This is a genomic window from Streptomyces sp. NPDC014870, assembly GCF_043081505.1.
Lineage (GTDB): Bacteria > Actinomycetota > Actinomycetes > Streptomycetales > Streptomycetaceae > Streptomyces.
Genome location: NZ_JBIBWQ010000013.1, coordinates 169,357 through 185,565, shown reverse-complemented (window position 1 = coordinate 185,565; position 16,209 = coordinate 169,357). Strand labels below are relative to the sequence as shown.

At 71.9% G+C, this 16,209-nt stretch carries 14 protein-coding genes; 5 read left to right on the top strand and 9 right to left on the bottom strand.

The window, feature by feature from the left end; translation table 11 throughout:
- Positions 1-181: 181 nt before the first annotated feature.
- Entirely contained in the window at positions 182-1,363 is a 1,182-nt protein-coding gene (locus ACF09C_RS32760; RefSeq protein WP_392096764.1) for an NlpC/P60 family protein, read from the top strand.
- 11 nt (positions 1,364-1,374) lie between these two features.
- On the opposite strand, the gene ACF09C_RS32755 is transcribed toward ACF09C_RS32760, so the two are convergent.
- Both ACF09C_RS32755 and ACF09C_RS32750 read right to left on the bottom strand, forming a co-directional pair.
- Entirely contained in the window at positions 1,375-2,205 is an 831-nt protein-coding gene (locus ACF09C_RS32755) for a hypothetical protein (protein ID WP_392096762.1), read from the bottom strand.
- Between the two features lie 330 nt (positions 2,206-2,535).
- Positions 2,536-2,889 carry a hypothetical protein gene (locus ACF09C_RS32750; protein ID WP_362426426.1) on the bottom strand — a complete coding sequence of 118 codons (354 nt, stop codon included), beginning with the start codon at positions 2,887-2,889 and terminating at the stop codon, positions 2,536-2,538.
- A 347-nt stretch (positions 2,890-3,236) separates the two neighbouring features.
- Between ACF09C_RS32750 and ACF09C_RS32745 the strand changes: the two genes are divergently transcribed.
- Together ACF09C_RS32745 and ACF09C_RS32740 are read left to right on the top strand one after the other, a co-directional pair.
- Complete coding sequence (locus tag ACF09C_RS32745; protein WP_392096760.1) at positions 3,237-4,337, top strand: NlpC/P60 family protein; 1,101 nt, start codon at positions 3,237-3,239, stop codon at positions 4,335-4,337.
- Positions 4,338-4,430: 93 nt separating this feature from the next.
- Positions 4,431-4,835 carry a DUF3291 domain-containing protein gene (locus ACF09C_RS32740; RefSeq protein ID WP_392096758.1) on the top strand — a complete coding sequence of 135 codons (405 nt, stop codon included), beginning with the start codon at positions 4,431-4,433 and terminating at the stop codon, positions 4,833-4,835.
- A gap of 9 nt (positions 4,836-4,844) precedes the next feature.
- Here ACF09C_RS32740 and ACF09C_RS32735 read toward each other — a convergent pair whose 3' ends face one another.
- Positions 4,845-5,552 carry a LuxR C-terminal-related transcriptional regulator gene (locus tag ACF09C_RS32735; RefSeq protein WP_392096756.1) on the bottom strand — a complete coding sequence of 236 codons (708 nt, stop codon included), beginning with the start codon at positions 5,550-5,552 and terminating at the stop codon, positions 4,845-4,847.
- On the bottom strand, positions 5,549-6,817 hold the full coding sequence (locus ACF09C_RS32730) for a PspC domain-containing protein (protein WP_392096755.1): 1,269 nt from the start codon (positions 6,815-6,817) through the stop codon (positions 5,549-5,551). The genes ACF09C_RS32735 and ACF09C_RS32730 overlap by 4 nt, the downstream gene beginning before the upstream one ends.
- A gap of 171 nt (positions 6,818-6,988) precedes the next feature.
- On the opposite strand from ACF09C_RS32730, the gene ACF09C_RS32725 reads away from it, so the two are divergent.
- Positions 6,989-8,341 (top strand): PspC domain-containing protein, encoded by a 1,353-nt coding sequence (locus ACF09C_RS32725; protein ID WP_392096753.1) that lies wholly within the window; start codon positions 6,989-6,991, stop codon positions 8,339-8,341.
- A 156-nt stretch (positions 8,342-8,497) separates the two neighbouring features.
- On the opposite strand, the gene ACF09C_RS32720 is transcribed toward ACF09C_RS32725, so the two are convergent.
- The 4 genes from ACF09C_RS32720 to guaA form a co-directional block, all read right to left on the bottom strand.
- Positions 8,498-9,040 carry a DoxX family protein gene (locus ACF09C_RS32720; RefSeq protein ID WP_392096751.1) on the bottom strand — a complete coding sequence of 181 codons (543 nt, stop codon included), beginning with the start codon at positions 9,038-9,040 and terminating at the stop codon, positions 8,498-8,500.
- Positions 9,041-9,128: 88 nt separating this feature from the next.
- Complete coding sequence (locus ACF09C_RS32715; RefSeq protein ID WP_392096749.1) at positions 9,129-10,361, bottom strand: hypothetical protein; 1,233 nt, start codon at positions 10,359-10,361, stop codon at positions 9,129-9,131.
- Positions 10,362-10,544: 183 nt separating this feature from the next.
- Positions 10,545-11,369 (bottom strand): class II aldolase/adducin family protein, encoded by an 825-nt coding sequence (locus ACF09C_RS32710; protein ID WP_392096747.1) that lies wholly within the window; start codon positions 11,367-11,369, stop codon positions 10,545-10,547.
- A 135-nt stretch (positions 11,370-11,504) separates the two neighbouring features.
- A complete protein-coding gene (gene guaA, locus ACF09C_RS32705) occupies positions 11,505-13,106 on the bottom strand; it encodes a glutamine-hydrolyzing GMP synthase (protein WP_392096745.1) in 1,602 nt (533 codons plus the stop codon).
- Positions 13,107-13,444: 338 nt separating this feature from the next.
- On the opposite strand from guaA, the gene ACF09C_RS32700 reads away from it, so the two are divergent.
- On the top strand, positions 13,445-13,759 hold the full coding sequence (locus tag ACF09C_RS32700; protein WP_392096744.1) for a chorismate mutase: 315 nt from the start codon (positions 13,445-13,447) through the stop codon (positions 13,757-13,759).
- 617 nt (positions 13,760-14,376) lie between these two features.
- On the opposite strand, the gene ACF09C_RS32695 is transcribed toward ACF09C_RS32700, so the two are convergent.
- Positions 14,377-16,188: a GMC oxidoreductase gene (locus tag ACF09C_RS32695; RefSeq protein ID WP_392096743.1), complete on the bottom strand. Its 1,812-nt coding sequence runs from the start codon at positions 16,186-16,188 to the stop codon at positions 14,377-14,379.
- Positions 16,189-16,209 lie beyond the last annotated feature (21 nt).

Here is a 16,209-nt window from a genome sequence, read left to right as displayed (position 1 = left end):
AAATGTATCGGGCATATCGCACATCGCCCTTCCCAGCCGACCCACGGGTTGGCTAGCGTGCTCGCCCAGGCAGCCCGTTCCTCTCCGGCGGCGAACGCGCCGAGCGGGCCGCTCACGCCGAACCCGGCCCTGCCTCGGGGCAGTTGACGCCGGTCGTCACTCTCGGCGGCCACGGAAGGAGATGCCGGTCTTGGCGTCCCATCGCAAGCCGCGCCCGACACGCTCACACTCCCCCGCCGTCGGGGTCACGACGGCCGCCCTCGCCGGGGTCACCCTGCTGACCTCGCAGAGCGCCCAGGCCGTGCCCACCGCGCCCCCGAAGCCCACGGTGGAGGAGGTCCAGAAGAAGGTCGACGACCTCTACCGGCAGGCCGGCACGGCCACGCAGCAGTACAACCGGGCCAAGGAGTCCACCGACGAGCAGCGGCGCAAGGTCGACCGGCTGCTCGACGACGTGGCCAAGCGCACGGAGGAGATCAACGAGTCGCGGCGGGCCCTCGGCTCGTACGCGGCGGCGCAGTACCGGGCGGGGGCCGTCGGCCCGACCGCCGCGCTGATCTTCGCGGACAGCCCGCAGCAGTACTTCGACCAGACCCACCTCATGGACCGGCTCTCCGACCGCCAGCGCAGCGCCGTGGCGGACTACGAGGGCAAGCGCGTGGCGGCGGCGAAGCAGCGGGCGGAGGCGACGAAGAGCCTGCAGACGCTGACCGAGTCCCAGGCCACCCTGCGCACGACCAAGCAGACCGTCCAGCGGAAGCTGGGCGAGGCACGGACGCTGCTGGCCCGGCTCACGGCCGAGGAGAAGGAGCGGCTCGCGGAGCTGGAGCGCAAGCGGGAGGCCGAGGCGCGGCGCAAGGCGGAGGCACGGGCCAAGGCGGAGGCCGAGGCGCGGGCGAAGGCGGCGGAGGCCGAGCGGCGGAGGCAGGAGGAGGCCCGGCAGCAGCAGCCGACCGAGCCGACCCCGCCGCCGCCGGACAGCGGGTCGGGCGGCTCGGGCGGCTCGACGTACGCGGCCAAGGCGGAGAAGGCGCTCGCCTTCGCCCGGGCCCAGATCGGCAAGCCGTACGTGTGGGGCGCCACGGGCCCGAGTTCGTACGACTGCTCGGGCCTGACGCAGGCCGCCTGGAAGGCCGCGGGCGTCGACCTGCCCCGTACCACCTGGGACCAGGTGAAGGTGGGGACCAGGGTCGCGACGGACGACCTCCTCCCGGGCGACCTCGTCTTCTTCTACGACGACATCAGCCACGTCGGCCTGTACATCGGCGACGGAAAGATGATCCACGCCCCGAAGCCGGGTGCGAACGTGCGCGAGGAGTCGATCTACTACATGCCGATCTACGGCAGCGTGCGCCCGGCCTAGGGTCGGCGGCGTCAGTCGGGCAGCTGGACGTTCCAGGTCCGGTTGCCCGCCGCTTGGTGGTTGACCTGCACGGCCTCCTCCGGCTTCTCCGCGTCGAACGTGGACGTGACGGTGTGCACCATCTCGTCGCTCTCCCAGAAGGGCTCGGCCTTGGTGAAGCGTCCACCCTGCTTCTTGCGGACCTTCCAGCGGAACTTGACCGTGTAGTCGACGAGGAAGTAGCCGGGCGTCATGCGCATGGTGGTGGAGAAGCCGGGGTTGTCGACGAAGGTGATCCGGTCGGCGGCGTTGATGACGTTGCCGTCCTCGTCGTTGTACGGGGGGCGGAAGGGGCCGTCCACGCCCCAGGGGCGGCGGCGGCCCTTCTTGGGCTGGTAGTTCACCGAATCCGGAACGATCTGGCGGCTTTCGTCGGAGACCTCCTGCCAGAAGTCGTACGCGTCCGCCGCGGGCGTCTGCATCCCGTCCGCGCGGCGCAGCGTTGCCCTCTGTTCGAAGCCGATGTCGTTGCTGTCGTTCAGCGACTGCTGCTCGTCGCCGTCGTAGCTGGAGGTGAAGACGAGGGTCGGATTGCCGATCTCTTCCTCGACCCCCTTTCCCTTGCCCTTCACGGAGGGCGTCGCCCCGGCCTTGCCGCTGCGGGTGGATCGGGTGGCCGCTCCTGCCTCGGTCTTCTGCTGGTTGGTCGGCGGGCTTTCGCCGCGCTCGACGACCTCGTCCTGGGTGCGTTTCCTGTTGCGCGTACCGGGAGCGGCGTGCGGCACCTTCGGCCCGGCCGGGCCCTGCGCGATCATCCGCCCGAGCGTCGCGTTGCCCACCGAGCGCTGCATGGCCGTGGCCATGGCCGGATCGACCGGTCGGAGTTCCGGCGCGACCCGCCGGCCCCCGTCCGGATCCGCTGCGGGTCGGTTCGCCTTCGTCGCGACGACCTCTGCCTCTTCCCGATCCTTGCGTAACGGCACGGCGCACACTCCCCGCGTGTAGACGGTCTGCCTGCACGACGCTACGGGTGCGGCCATGGGCGCAGGAGGAGCACAACGCCACTGCCGGGGGCAACGTGGATGCCCGCGAGGGGCAACCGGACCGGATGCTGAGAACCTCCACGGCCCAGCCGGGCCGTCGGCGACGGTCGGGCCGTCAGCGACAGCCGGGGCGTCGACGACGGTCGGCGATCAGGTCCAGAGCGTCGCGATGAAGATGTTGGCGATCGTCAGGCCGCCGACGGCGGCGAAGAGGCCCTTGTCGACCGTCTCCTCGTCCCGCTTCACATACACGAGCGCGAGGATGACGACGAGGACGGCCATCTTGATGCCGACCTTGACGTTGTTGACCGTCTGGTCGTCGGCCTGGTTGAGGCCGACCAGCGCGATGCCGGTGACCAGCATCGTGAGCGCGCCGTGCAGCATGGCGGGGGTGAAGCGGGCCGTACCCGCGCCCATCGCCTTCATCTGGGTGAGGAACCCGCCGAGCAGCGCGGCGATTCCGATGATGTGCAGGGCGACGAAGACATTGATGAGTACGTCCATGGGGCGGAGCCTAACCGGGGCATAGCACCCGCGCTCGGCCGGGTCCAGCTCCTCGGTCCCTTCGGTCACGCCCGCGCCGGAATGCGGCGCCCTCCCGTCGCCGCGGCCGGACGGGAACGGTCCCCAACCATCAACTGACGCCAATAGCGGTCAACTCCCCGCCGCCGGGTGACGGCCAGGTTTAGCGTCCTCCCCCAGGTGGCCGGCTCCCCACCACCGTCGGTCCTTCCGGCGGCAGTCGGTCGCCCCCGCCGAGAAAATCCGGCGGTGGGCCGTCTCCCCTGTGCGGTCCATCGCCGGACCCGGTGGGCATCGACCCCCACAGGGAGAGGATGTGACCCGCCCTCGTGGCAGCGCACCGGAAGGCCAAGCAGTCCCCCCTCGGCGGCCAGGCGGCACGGACCGCCGCCACGCTCGCCCTCGCCTCGGCGGCGACGGCGACCGTCTTCGAGGGTTCGGGGCACGCGGAGCCCCGGCTCACCCCCGCCCAGGTCAAGGCGAAGGTGGACCGGCTGTACCAGGAGGCCGAGGTGGCCACCGAGAAGTACAACGGCGCGAAGGAGAAGGCGGACGCGGCCCGCGACGCGCTCGACCGGCTGCGGGACGAGTCGGCCCGCAGGACCGAGCGGCTCAACACCATGCGCAACGGGCTCGGTTCGATCGCGACCGCGCAGTACCGGGCCGGTGGCCTGGACCCCGCCGTGCGGCTCGCGCTCACCTCCGACCCCGCGCAGTACCTGGCGCGCGCCGCGATCGCCGAGAAGGCCGGCGAGAGGCAGGCGGCGGCGATCACCTCGGTGCGCCGCGAGCTCACCGGGATCAGGCAGCTGCGGGCCGAGGCGGACCGACGCCTCACCCAGCTGCGCGGGCACGAGGCCGATGTGCGGGAGCAGAAGGCGGCCGTGCAGGCCAAGCTCGGGGAGGCGCGCTCGCTGCTGGCCCGGCTGACCGCCGAGGAGCGGGCCCGGTACGAGGCGGCGGTGGCCGGCTCGGGCCGGAGCGGCGCCGACGCCGGGTCCGGGTCCGCGGGCGGCACGGACACGGCCGGGAGCCGTGCCGACCGGGACTCCGCCGCGCGCGGCCCGGTCACGGCACCGAACAGCCGTGCCGCGCAGGCGATCTCCTTCGCCAGGAACCAGATCGGCAAGCCGTACGTATGGGGCGCCACGGGGCCTTCGGCGTACGACTGCTCGGGGCTCACGCAGGCCGCCTGGCGCTCGGCCGGGGTGGCCCTTCCCCGGACCACCTATACGCAGATCAACGCGGGGCGTCGGGTCTCCCGTTCCGAACTGGCCCCGGGCGACCTGGTGTTCTTCTACTCCGGTATCAGCCACGTCGGCCTGTACATCGGCGGCGGCCAGATGATCCACGCGCCCCGGCCCGGCGCGCCGGTGCGGGTGGCGCCGATCGACGAGATGCCTTTCGCGGGGGCGACGCGAGTGGCGTGATGCGTGGACACCTTGACGTTTGGATAGTGGCGCTATCTACTATAGGTAGCGCCACTATCCATACGTGGAATCCATACGTGGAGAGGACAAGCCATGCCCACCCTGCCCTGGACCGTCCCGAACCACGCCCGCCCCGGCACCGAGGCCTACGCCATGGCCTCACGCTTCGAGGTGCGCTCCCTGGCGGACGTCCCCCGGTTCTTCCTGAAGTCCCTCGCCGCCTGGCGGCAGGTGAGGTCGGCGCCCGGCGCGCTGGGCGCCTCGCTGATCGCCCAGCCGCTGAAGCGCACGTTCTACACCCTCTCCGCGTGGGAGGACCGCGACGCCCTCTACGCCTACGCCCGCGCCGAACCGCACCGCTCGATCATGACCGGCCTGCGCTCCACGATGCGCGACTCCACCTTCACCTTCTGGGAAGTGCCGGCGGAGCGCCTGCCGCTCGCCTGGGACGAGGCCAAGCAAAGACTCGCGGCGGAGGCGGCCAAGAGCCGGGGCTAGAGGGCGTCCTCAGACCAGGCGACGGGCCGTCGCCCAGCGCGTCAGCTCGTGCCGGTTGGACAGCTGGAGCTTCCGCAGGACCGCCGAGACATGGGACTCGACCGTCTTCACCGAGATGTAGAGCTGCTTGGCGATCTCCTTGTACGCGTACCCACGGGCGATCAGCCGTAGCACCTCGCGCTCGCGCTGGGTCAGCCGGTCCAGGTCCTCGTCCACCGGCGGGGCGTCGGTGGAGGCGAAGGCGTCGAGCACGAAACCGGCCAGCCGGGGGGAGAAGACCGCGTCGCCCTCCTGGACCCGGAAGATCGAGTCGACCAGGTCGGTGCCCGTGATCGTCTTCGTCACATAGCCACGGGCGCCGCCCCGGATCACCCCGATCACGTCCTCGGCGGCGTCCGAGACCGACAGGGCCAGGAACCGCACGGGATCCTCGCTCGCGGTCATCAGGCTCGTGCAGCGGCGCAGCACTTCCACCCCGCCGCCACCCGGCAGGTGCACGTCGAGCAGGACGACCTCCGGGCGGGTCGCGGTGATCACCGTGACCGCCTGGTCGACGTCGGCGGCCTCGCCGACCACCTCGACGCCGGTGACATCGGTCCGGCCGATCTCGGCCTGCACACCCGTCCGGAACATGCGGTGGTCGTCGACGAGGACGACCCGCACCCGACGCTCCGCACTCGGCTCCGCCGTCGTCCCGGTCCCGGTCTCGTCGCTCATCCGTCCGCCCTCTCCATCTCAAGCTCCACTTCGGTGCCCCCGCCCGGCACGGACCGCAGCCGCGCCGAACCGCCGTGGCGCTGCATCCGTCCGATGATCGATTCTCGTACGCCCATCCGGTCCTCGGGCACCGCGTCGAGGTCGAAGCCCGGTCCCCGGTCCCGCACGGAGACGAAGACCGTACGACCCTCCACCTCCGCGTAGACCTGAACGGCCCCTCCCTCGCCACCGTACTTCGCGGCGTTGACCATCGCCTCGCGCGCGGCCTGCATCTGCGCGGCCAGTTTCTCGTCGAGCGGGCAGTCGCCCACGACCACGACCTCCAGGGGGACGCCGTGCTTGTCCTCCACCTCGGCGGCCGACCGCTTGACCGCCTCCGCGAGGGTCTCGGGCTCCTCGCTCTCGTCCTTGCCGGTGCCCTCCGGCTTGTACAGCCAGTTCCGCAGCTCCCGCTCCTGCGCCCGGGCGAGCCGACGCACCTCGCCGGGCTCGTCCGCGTTGCGCTGGATCAGTGTGAGCGTGTGCAGGACGGAGTCGTGGACATGGGCCGCGACCTCGGCGCGTTCCTGGGCGCGGATGCGCATGGTCCGCTCCTCGGAGAGGTCCTGCGACATCCGGACCAGCCACGGCCCCGCGAGCAGGGCTATGCCGGTGAGGACGGCTATCGCGGCGGTCAGCGCCGTGCCGAGCTGGGCCGCCGAGCCCCGGACCACCATGAAGACGGTCAGCCCCATGCCGACCAGGGCGACGCCCGCGAAGCCGCGGGCGAGTTGGAGGGTGCGCCGGCGGCGGCCTGCCTCGGTCCAGCTGGCCCGCCGGGCGTTGTCCGCCTGCCGCCAGACGAGGACCACGCCGACGCCGATGAGGAGGGTGGGCCAGACATAGCGGTCGGTGCGATTGCCCCAGTCGATGTTGCCCGCGAAGACCGCCGCGCCCACGGCGAGTGCGATCAGCGCGAAGATCTGACCCCGGTCGGGCTTGCGCAGCCGGCGCCGGCCGTCCGGGGTGGTCTCGAAGACCGGGCGGGGCGCGCTGCGGCCACCGACGCCGAGCGGGACGACGATCCAGAACACGGCGTAGAGCAGGGCGCCGAGACCGTCCGCGAGGAGAAGGCCCACGAACAGCACGCGGACCCAGACCACGGGCAGTCCGAGATGGCCGGCGAGGCCGCGCGCGACACCGCCGAGCCACCGTCCGTCGGCGCTCCGGTAGAGCTTGCGCACGGGCGGTTCGTCGGTCTCGGGGACTCGGGCGGCTGGTGGCATGCACCGATCGTCACACGTCCGGCCCGGGCGGCACATCAGGGTCGGTCCCTGAGATCGCCCCTAGGAAGCGGCCCCTAGGAGCCTCTCGGGGTGGACCGGCACCGGAATATCAGGGTCGGGCCAGGGTCGATCCCGGTGCCGCGGCGGGACGGCGGCGGTCACCATGGACGCATGACGAGCTCCACGCCTTCCTCGCACGAGGCCCCGCCGCCGGCGGAGGCCCCACCCGTCACGTCCTTGCGCCGCTCGCGGCAGCACCGGGTCGTGGCCGGTGTGTGCGGTGGCCTCGGCCGACACTTCGACCTCGATCCGGTGATCTTCCGTATCGCGATCGGTGTGCTGTCCGTGACCGGCGGCCTCGGACTGATCTTCTACGGCTTCGCGTGGCTGGTCGTCCCGGCCGCGGGCGAGGAGGAGAACGAGGGCCGCAGGCTGCTCTCCGGCCGCGTCGACGGGGCCGCGCTCGCGGCGGTGCTGATGGCCCTGGTGGGCTGCGGCGTCTTCCTGTCGATGCTGGGGAACGGCGGGACGCTGGCGTTCGCGATGCTGCTGTCGATAGCGGTGTGCGGTGCGGCGGTCTGGTCGCAGCGGCGCGCGCAGGTCTCCTCCGGCGCGCCCGAGGGCCGGAAGGACGCGGCGACGGCGGCCACCGTCGCGGACGCTCCGCCCGAGGCGAAGGCTCCGCCGCTGGTGGAGTTCCCCTCCTGGTGGAAGGACCCCATAGTCAAGGACGGCTCCACCGGCCGAGTCGCCGTCGGCTATCTCTGGGGCCCGCACGGCGCGGACGCGGACGGCCGGCTCCCGAGCGGCGAGGTTCCTGTGCCCGGCAGCCAGTGGGGCTCGGACGGCACGGCGGGCGTCCGCCGGCCGGTGGCCTCCAAGGTCCGGCGCGGGCCGCGCTCGATCGGCGGCGCGGTCTTCCTCCTCGCGCTGCTCGCGGGCGGGCTCGGCACGGGCCTGTCGTGGGAGACCCAGCCGTTCGGCACGAGCCTGCAGATCGGGCTTGTCGCCGCGCTGGCGGTGTTCGGCCTCGGTCTGGTGGTGAGCAGCTTCCTCGGCCGCACCGGGTTCGGGACGATCTTCATGACCATGGTCACGGCGGGCCTGCTCGCGGTGGCGGTGGCGCTGCCCAAGGAGATCTCCACCGAGTGGGTCCGTACGACCTGGAAACCGGCGTCGGTCGCCGCCGTCCAGCCCCGGTACGAACTGGGGACGGGCGTCGGCACGCTTGATCTGTCCGGCCTCGCCGTCCCCGCGGGCACGACGGTCGACGCGAAGGCGGAGGTGGGCGCAGGGAAGCTGGAGGTGATCGTGCCGAAGAACGTCACGGTGAAGCTGCGGGCGCAGGTGGGTCTGGGCGACGTGCAGCTGCCGCAGCAGCGGCCCGAGGACATCGACATCGCACCCGACCTCGACGAGAGCAGGACGCTGGCCCCGCCGGCGGGCACCACGCCCGCCGGGACGGTGAACCTCTCGCTCGAGGTGGGTCTCGGACAGGTGGAGGTCACCCGTGCTGCTTCATGAGTTCCGACCGGGCCGGTTCGTCGCCGGTGGGACCGCCCTCGCGCTCGCCGTGATGTACGGGGGCGACGCCGCGAACGCCTGGGCGATCCCCTGGTACGGAGTGATCCCCGTGCTCTGCGGAGGCCTGGGCGTGGCCGCCCTGGCGACCTGGGTCGCCTACCGGGTGCGCCGTCGTTCGGCGAGGAACGCGTCGAGCGAGAAGGAGGACGCCCCGGCCAGCACGAGCGGCAGCCAGGCCATGAGATAGGCGAGGTCGTTCCCGTAGTAGTAGGGGGTGGCCTGCCAGCTGACCGTCAGCCAGAGGCTGAGCGAGATCAGCGCCCCGCCGAGCGCGGCCACCCGGGCGAACAGGCCGATCAGGGTGCCGATGCCGACGGCCAGCTCACCGAGGGCGATGGCGTAGCCGAAGCCGACGGGGCTCTTGAGCGCCAGGTCGACGAGGGCCGGGATGGCCGAGCTGTCCCGGACGCCGCGCATCATCTCGCCGATCGAACCGGTGCCGGAGTCGGCCATGAAGGCGGAGTCGGTGATCTTGTCGAGGCCGGCGTAGATGAAGGTGACCCCGAGGAAGAGGCGCAGCGGCAGCAGCGCGTACCGCGACCCGAGCTCCTTCCAGGCGGCGATCCGCCCGGACACCCCCGCCGGTCTCGCCCCCGGCGCCCCCGCCGCCCACGTCGGTCCGTCGTTCCGCTGTGACATCGTCGGCCTGCCTCTCCACGACACTGTCCGCAGAACCGATTGTCCCCGGACCCCCTCCTTGTGGATACGTGGAGGACGCCGCGCGTGTTCAGTCGACGATGTCGATGGTGACCCGATCGGTCTCCACGCCCGAGGCCGTCACCACCCACACCTCGACCCGCCCCGGCTCCACGTCGACCGGGAGCGGGACGGTCAGGACGGAGTCCGTGGGGTTGGCGAAGCCGCCCGGGACCGGGACCAGGGGGACGTGGGCGTGGACGGCTCCGACGCGCACGACCAGTCGGGTCAACGCGTCCGGACCGGACGCGCCGGGCGGTACGAAGCCGACGCCCCTGATCTCGATGTCGTCGCCCGTCCTGATCGCGGAGTCCAGGTCGCCGGCCTCGCGGGAGCGGACGACGGAGAGGATGACGGGCCGGCCGCCCTGGGTGCACAGGGCGGCGAGGTAGCCGGCCGCCGCGACGGCGACGAGGAGCACGAGCGCCCAGGGCACCTCGGGCAGCCGGTCGGGGGCGCGCCCGAGCCGCACGGCGGCGAGGACGAGGACGGCGCCGGAGGCCAGGACGTAGGCGACGTCGGTGAGGGCGGCACGGCCGTCGTCGTCGCACAGCAGGTCGGCGGCGCGCGGCCGGTCGGCGGGCACCTTCTGCAGCCGTTTGCCGGCCACCCGGCCCCACACGATCCGGCGGGCGCCGACGGCGACCGCCGCCGTCAGCGCGAAGACGGTGAGCAGTCCCGCGCCGTGCCGCACCCCGAGGCCGACCCGGTCGATGTCGCCGGTGGCCAGGCGCAGGGCCAGGAAGACCACGACGTACACGGCGAGGAGCAGCCAGCAGGCGGCGACCGCGCGGGAGGTGGAGAGCCGGTTGTCCTCCCCGATCAGCGGGGCCAGGACCCCGCCGCGCGCCCGGTGCGCGTGGGCGGCGAAGGTGAGCGGCACGGCGAGGACCAGCGCGGCGACCAGACCGGCCGTGCGCGGCCCCGTCCAGCCCGCGCCGATCGCGGTCAGAGCCTGGGCGAGCAGCAGGGCGACGACCAGGCCCCAGACGACGCCCAGGGTCGCGGACCGGACCGACCGCAGCCAGGCCTCACCCGCGCCACGGCCGCCCGCCGCGACCGAGCGGGCCGACTGGGCGAGTGCGTCGGAGACCCACTGCCGCGAGGCACCGGGCGAATGCGCGACGGCGGCGGGAACGCCCTCGCCGGCGGCGAGTTCGTCCCGCCGGGCGAGGAAGGCGGCGACGGCACGCCGGTGTCCCGCGCGACCGCTCTCCGCGCACCCCGCGTGGTCATGGCACTGTCTCGCCTCTTGCACCGCCACGGCATTCACTTCCCGATCCGTCCGCCGACCGTCCGGCCGTCGACAGGGGCCGATCTTCAGTCAACTGAGCGTTGATTCCTGGGAATTGTGCCGCATCGAACAGCCTCCGGTCCGCTCCGAGCGCCCCGCGCGCGAGTGATTGAACCGTCATCACATTGACGTAAGGACAGTTAAGGCCACCTTCTACGACAGCAGTTCGGGCTCCGCGCGGCTGATCCGGCGCCACAGCGGCTGGTAGTTGATCCAGGCGGCGAGATCCGCGCCGAGCTGCTCCCGGGTGGCGACCGCGTCCTTGTGCCCGATCGGCACCGGCTTGCCCACCGCCCGCGCGGTCAGCTGCACCCGCGCGCACCGCTCCATGGCGATGAACCACCAGGCCGCCGCGTCGACCGAGGTCCCGACGGTGAGGTGCCCGTGGTTGCGCAGCACGATCCCCTTGTACGGGCCGAGGGCGACGGCGATGCGCCGGGCCTCCTCACGGTCGACGGCGACACCGGTGTAGGCGTCGTAGAGCGCGTGGTCCTGGTAGAAGGCGCAGGCCTCCTGCGTGATCGGCTCGATCAGCTCGCCGAGCGCGGCCAGCGCCCGCCCGTACGTGGAGTGGCTGTGCGCGACGGCGACCACGTCCGGCCGCGCCCGGTGCGCCTCGGCGTGGACGGCGAAGGCGGCCTGGTTCACGAGTGCAGCGCCCCGCACGACCTGCCCGTCCCCGTTGACCAGGACGAGGTCGCTCGCGGTCAGCTCGGCGAAGGGCGCGCCGAAGGGGTTCACCCAGAAACAGTCGGCGTACTGGGGATCCCGGGCGGTCACATGGCCGGAGACGCCCTCCTCGTACCCGAACCGCGCGAAGAGCCGGAGCGCGCCCGCGAGTCTCTGCTTGCGGTACGTCCGCTCCTCGTCGACGGTCTCGTGGACGGGAGGCATCGCGACGTGGAGCCGATCGACGGGTACGGGTGCCGGAGCCGCTGTCGGTGACGGAGCCGGTGTCGGTGTCGGTGTCTCGGTCATGCGCGGGAAGGTAACGCCGGACCCCTCAACTGACCAGACAGATCACACGCCGAACGCGCCGAACACTCCGAAGAAGCGACGAGACCGCCGCCCCCGGACGGCGGGGGCGGCGGTCTCACACGCGTACGGGAGCGACTACTCCCACTCGATGGTGCCCGGCGGCTTGCTCGTCACGTCGAGCACCACGCGGTTCACATCGGCGACCTCGTTCGTGATCCGGGTCGAGATCTTCGCGAGCACGTCGTACGGCATCCGCGTCCAGTCCGCCGTCATCGCGTCCTCGGACGAGACCGGGCGCAGGACGATCGGGTGGCCGTACGTCCGGCCGTCGCCCTGGACGCCCACGGAGCGCACATCGGCGAGCAGGACCACCGGGCACTGCCAGATCTCGCGGTCGAGACCGGCGGCCGTCAGCTCCTCGCGGGCGATGGCGTCGGCCTCGCGCAGCAGGTCCAGACGGTCCTTGGTGACCTCGCCGACGATCCGGATACCGAGGCCGGGGCCGGGGAACGGCTGCCGCTGGACGATCTCCTCGGGCAGGCCGAGCTCCTGGCCGACCATGCGGACCTCGTCCTTGAACAGCTGGCGCAGCGGCTCGACGAGCTCGAACTCCAGGTCCTCGGGGAGGCCGCCCACGTTGTGGTGCGACTTGATGTTCGCGGTGCCGGTGCCGCCGCCGGACTCGACGATGTCCGGGTAGAGCGTGCCCTGGACGAGGAACGCGACGTCCTCACCGGCGCCCGCCGACTCGGCGACGATCTCGGCCTGGGCCTGCTCGAAGACGCGGATAAACTCGCGGCCGATGATCTTCCGCTTCTCCTCGGGGTCCGAGACCCCGGCGAGCGCGGAGAGGAAGCGCTCCTGCGCGTCGACGACCTTCAGCTGGACGCCGGTCGCGGCGACGAAGTCCTTCTCGACCTGCTCGGTCTCGCCCTTGCGCATCAGACCGTGGTCGACGTACACGCAGGTCAGCTGCGAGCCGATGGCCTTCTGCACGAGCGCGGCGGCCACGGCGGAGTCGACGCCACCCGAGAGACCACAGATGGCGCGCTTGGTGCCGACCTGCTCACGGATGGCCGCGACCTGCTCCTCGATCACGTTGCCCGTGGTCCAGGACGGCTCGATGCCGGCGCCCCGGTAGAGGAAGTGCTCCAGGATCTGCTGGCCGTGCGTGGAGTGCAGCACCTCGGGGTGGTACTGGACGCCGTACAGCTTCTTCTCGTCGTTCTCGAAGGCGGCGACCGGCACGACGTCCGTGGACGCGGTGACGGCGAAGCCCTCGGGGGCGGCGGAGCAGGCGTCACCGTGCGACATCCACACGGACTGCTCGGTCGGGGTGCCCTCGAAGAGGGTCGATCCGGCCTTGGAGACGTGCAGCGGGGTACGGCCGTACTCGCGGGCGCCCGTGTTGTCGACGGTGCCGCCGAGGGTGGTCGCCATCAGCTGGAAGCCGTAGCACATGCCGAAGACGGGCACGCCGGCCTCGAAGAGGGAGCGGTCGAGGCGCGGGGCGCCTTCCGCGTACACGGAGGACGGGCCGCCGGAGAGGATGATCGCCCTCGGCTTCTTGGCCAGCATCTCGGCCACCGGCATGGTGGACGGGACGATCTCGCTGTAGACCCGCGCCTCACGGACGCGACGGGCGATGAGCTGGGCGTACTGAGCCCCGAAGTCGACAACGAGGACTACGTCCGGGTTGGTGACGTCGGGCGCGGCAGCGGGAGTCGCTGATGACACTACGGCGGCCTTCCGGCGGTAGGGAGGGGGTGTTCCGAGGGCTCCCCCGAAGGGGGGCTATTTGTCGATTCTACCGGCGCGCCGGTGTCACTTTTCGTCTCACCATCCGAACCCGGTTTGTCCCCTGCCCCGCGGCGGGGGGCATACTGTCCGCATGCGCAAGCTCACGACCTTCGTCTTTACCTATGGCACCGGCCCGTCCGGCTGCCATGGTCGTGCTGCTTGAGCAACTGACAAGCGACTTCCCAGGCGCCCCGGGCCGACAAGGCCCGGGGCGTTCTGTCGTTTCCGGGCCGTGTCGCTCCGGGGCACCCGACACCACGACGAGGAGCCCCACGATGACCGCCACCACCACCACGCAGACCGAGAAGACCGGCACGACCGAGAAGACCGGCGCCCGCACCGACGAGGCGGCCGCGCTCATCGGCGACGCGCGCGAGCGGATCGACGCGCTCGACGACCGGATCATCGGCCTGATCCAGGAACGGATGGCCGTCTCGGCCGTGATCCAGGAGGCCCGGATCGGCTCGGGCGGCCGTCGGGTGAACCTCGCGCGCGAGATGGAGGTGCTCGGCCACTACAGGGACGCGCTGGGCAAGCCGGGCACGGCGCTCGCGATGACGATGCTGGAGCTCTGCCGGGGCCGCATCTGAGCGCGCACCCTGCGGACCTGAGTTCGGGCCCGCTCTCACCCGTACGGCGCGTGACCGGCTCCCGCACCCCTTCGTTGGTCCCGTTGTCCGTGCCAGCCAGGGGCGGGCCCGAAAAAACCACGCGTGGCTTCGCTGGGGCGTGTGACGTACCGCAAGTACGTCGTGGGACCTCGCCCCAGCGCGCGTGACCGGACGGCAGGGGACAGCAGCCCGGTCACCCAGAAAGGGCGGTCGGCCCCGGGGACGCCCGGGGCCGACCGCAACCGGTCCAGACGAACACACCCCCACACCACCCGTCCCTCCCTCCCCACAGGCTCCTCGCGGCGCACCCCCGGCGCCGCGCTCCCCCTCGGCACCGCCGCTGCCCTGACACCGGTGCCGATCACCAAGGGCCCCGTGCCGCGACCGGAATCGCGCCACGGGGCCCTTGCGCATGCCTGCGCACGCGGGCACATGGTCATGTGACGCGTGTCACACGACATTTCCTGTTCTGGCCTACAACCAATCCCCCTGGCCACAGGTCATGCATGCAGCACCACCTAAAAGCTGGAGAGGCGCTGCACTCGGAGGGGGGTGCAGCGCCTCTTCCATGTCCGGGGCCCCGAGCCCCGTATGTCCTACGCCTTCTTCGGCGGGACCGCCGGGATCCCCAGGAACGGCAGCTTCAGCGCGCCGAAGGCGTCCGCCGGGACCACCGGGGCCTTCGGGGCGACGGCCGCGACGCGGACGTACGCCTCGCCCTGGCCGGGGCGCGGGTCCGCCTCGCCCTTGTTGGGCCAGAGGGACATCGCGCGCTCCGCCTGCGCCGTGATCGTCAGCGAGGGGTTGACCCCGAGGTTGGCGGAGACCGCCGCCCCGTCCACGACCGAGATGCCCGGGTGGCCGAAGAGCCGGTGGTACGGGTCGATGACACCGGACTCCGCGTCCGCGCCGATCGGGCAGCCGCCCAGGAAGTGCGCGGTGAGCGGGGTACCCATCAGCTCGCCGATGTTGGAGCCGGCGAAGCCGTTGATCTCCTCGGCGAGCAGGGACGCGGCCCGGGTCGCCTCGGGGATCTGGTTCGGGTTCGGCGCGCCGTGTCCCTGCCGGGCCGTGAGCAGGCCCTTCCCGATGCCGCCCGCCTTGCGGTACGTCGTCAGGGAGTTGTCGAGGGACTGCATGACGAGCCCGATGATGGTCCGCTCCGACCAGCGGCGGTTGGAGAGGGAGCGGACGGCGAGGGTGGGGTGCTTGACCAGTTCCAGGAGCCAGTTCCGTACCCGATGGGCGCCGTACGGCACCTGCAGGACGGTCATGCCGCCCATGGCGTTGGAGCCCTTGCCGTAGCGGACCGGCTCGATGTGGGTGTTCTCGTCCGGGTGGATGGACGAGGTGATCGCGACCCCGCGGGTGAAGTCGACCTTCTCCGCGCCGTGCTTCCTGCGGTAGCGCCGGTCGGTGGTCTGGGAGCCGACCAGGGCCTCCGAATTGGTCCGGGTCAGCTCGCCGAGCCGGGCGGAGATCCGGGGCAGCAGCCCGGTGTCCTTCATCCGGTGGAGCAGGGTCTGCGTGCCGTACGTACCGGCCGCCACGACGACCCGCGGGGCGGTGAAGGTACGGCCCTTCCCCTTCTTCCGGTTGTCCGTGGGCAGGGTCCTGACGGCGTAGCCGCCCCGCGAGTCCTCCGTCAGGGCGACGACGGAGGTCATGGGGTGGACGACGGCACCGGCCTTCTCGGCGAGGTGCAGGTAGTTCTCGTTGAGGGAGTTCTTGGCGCCGTGCCGGCAGCCGGTCATGCACTCGCCGCACTCGGTGCAGGCCTTGCGCGAGGGCCCCGCGCCGCCGAAGTACGGGTCGGGGACCTCCGTGCCCGGCGCGGTCTTCACCGCGCCACCGGCGTCCTCGCCGTCCCCGAAGAACACCCCGACCGGCGCCATGTGGAAGGTGTCGCCGATGCCCATGGCCTGCGCGGTCGCCTTGAGGTGGACGTCCGAGGGGGTCATCGTCGGGTTGAGCCGGACGCCCAGCATCCGCTTGGCCTGGTCGTAGTACGGGGCCAGCTCGTCCTGCCAGTCCGTGATGTCCCGCCACTGCGGGTCCTCGAAGAACGGCGCGGGCGGTACGTAGAGGGTGTTGGCGTAGTTCAGCGAGCCGCCGCCCACGCCCGCGCCGGCCAGGACCATGACGTTGCCGAGCAGGTGGATGCGCTGGATGCCGTAGAGCCCGAGGGCGGGGGCCCAGAGGAAGTTCTTCAGGTCCCAGGAGTTCCTGGGCAGCTCGTCCCGGGTGAAACGGCGCCCCGCCTCCAGGACACCGACCCGGTAGCCCTTCTCGGTCAGGCGCAGGGCCGTGACCGAGCCGCCGAAGCCGGAACCGACGACGATGACGTCGTAGTCGTACGCGTCGTCCTCTTCCTGCTCCCGATTTCGGGAAGGGGGTACCGCGGTCATGGCTCTCCTCGTACGAAAAGG

Excerpts from the sequence above, each read along its gene's own strand:
- ACF09C_RS32760 (WP_392096764.1), top strand. The coding sequence starts at position 182 with ATGCCGGTCTTGGCGTCCCATCGCAAGCCGCGCCCGACACGCTCACAC.
- ACF09C_RS32755 (WP_392096762.1), bottom strand. The coding sequence starts at position 2,205 with ATGGCCACGGCCATGCAGCGCTCGGTGGGCAACGCGACGCTCGGGCGG.
- ACF09C_RS32750 (WP_362426426.1), bottom strand. The coding sequence starts at position 2,889 with ATGGACGTACTCATCAATGTCTTCGTCGCCCTGCACATCATCGGAATC.
- ACF09C_RS32740 (WP_392096758.1), top strand. The coding sequence starts at position 4,431 with ATGCCCACCCTGCCCTGGACCGTCCCGAACCACGCCCGCCCCGGCACC.
- ACF09C_RS32735 (WP_392096756.1), bottom strand. The coding sequence starts at position 5,552 with ATGAGCGACGAGACCGGGACCGGGACGACGGCGGAGCCGAGTGCGGAG.
- ACF09C_RS32730 (WP_392096755.1), bottom strand. The coding sequence starts at position 6,817 with ATGCCACCAGCCGCCCGAGTCCCCGAGACCGACGAACCGCCCGTGCGC.
- ACF09C_RS32725 (WP_392096753.1), top strand. The coding sequence starts at position 6,989 with ATGACGAGCTCCACGCCTTCCTCGCACGAGGCCCCGCCGCCGGCGGAG.
- ACF09C_RS32720 (WP_392096751.1), bottom strand. The coding sequence starts at position 9,040 with ATGTCACAGCGGAACGACGGACCGACGTGGGCGGCGGGGGCGCCGGGG.
- ACF09C_RS32710 (WP_392096747.1), bottom strand. The coding sequence starts at position 11,369 with ATGACCGAGACACCGACACCGACACCGGCTCCGTCACCGACAGCGGCT.
- ACF09C_RS32700 (WP_392096744.1), top strand. The coding sequence starts at position 13,445 with ATGACCGCCACCACCACCACGCAGACCGAGAAGACCGGCACGACCGAG.
- ACF09C_RS32695 (WP_392096743.1), bottom strand. The coding sequence starts at position 16,188 with ATGACCGCGGTACCCCCTTCCCGAAATCGGGAGCAGGAAGAGGACGAC.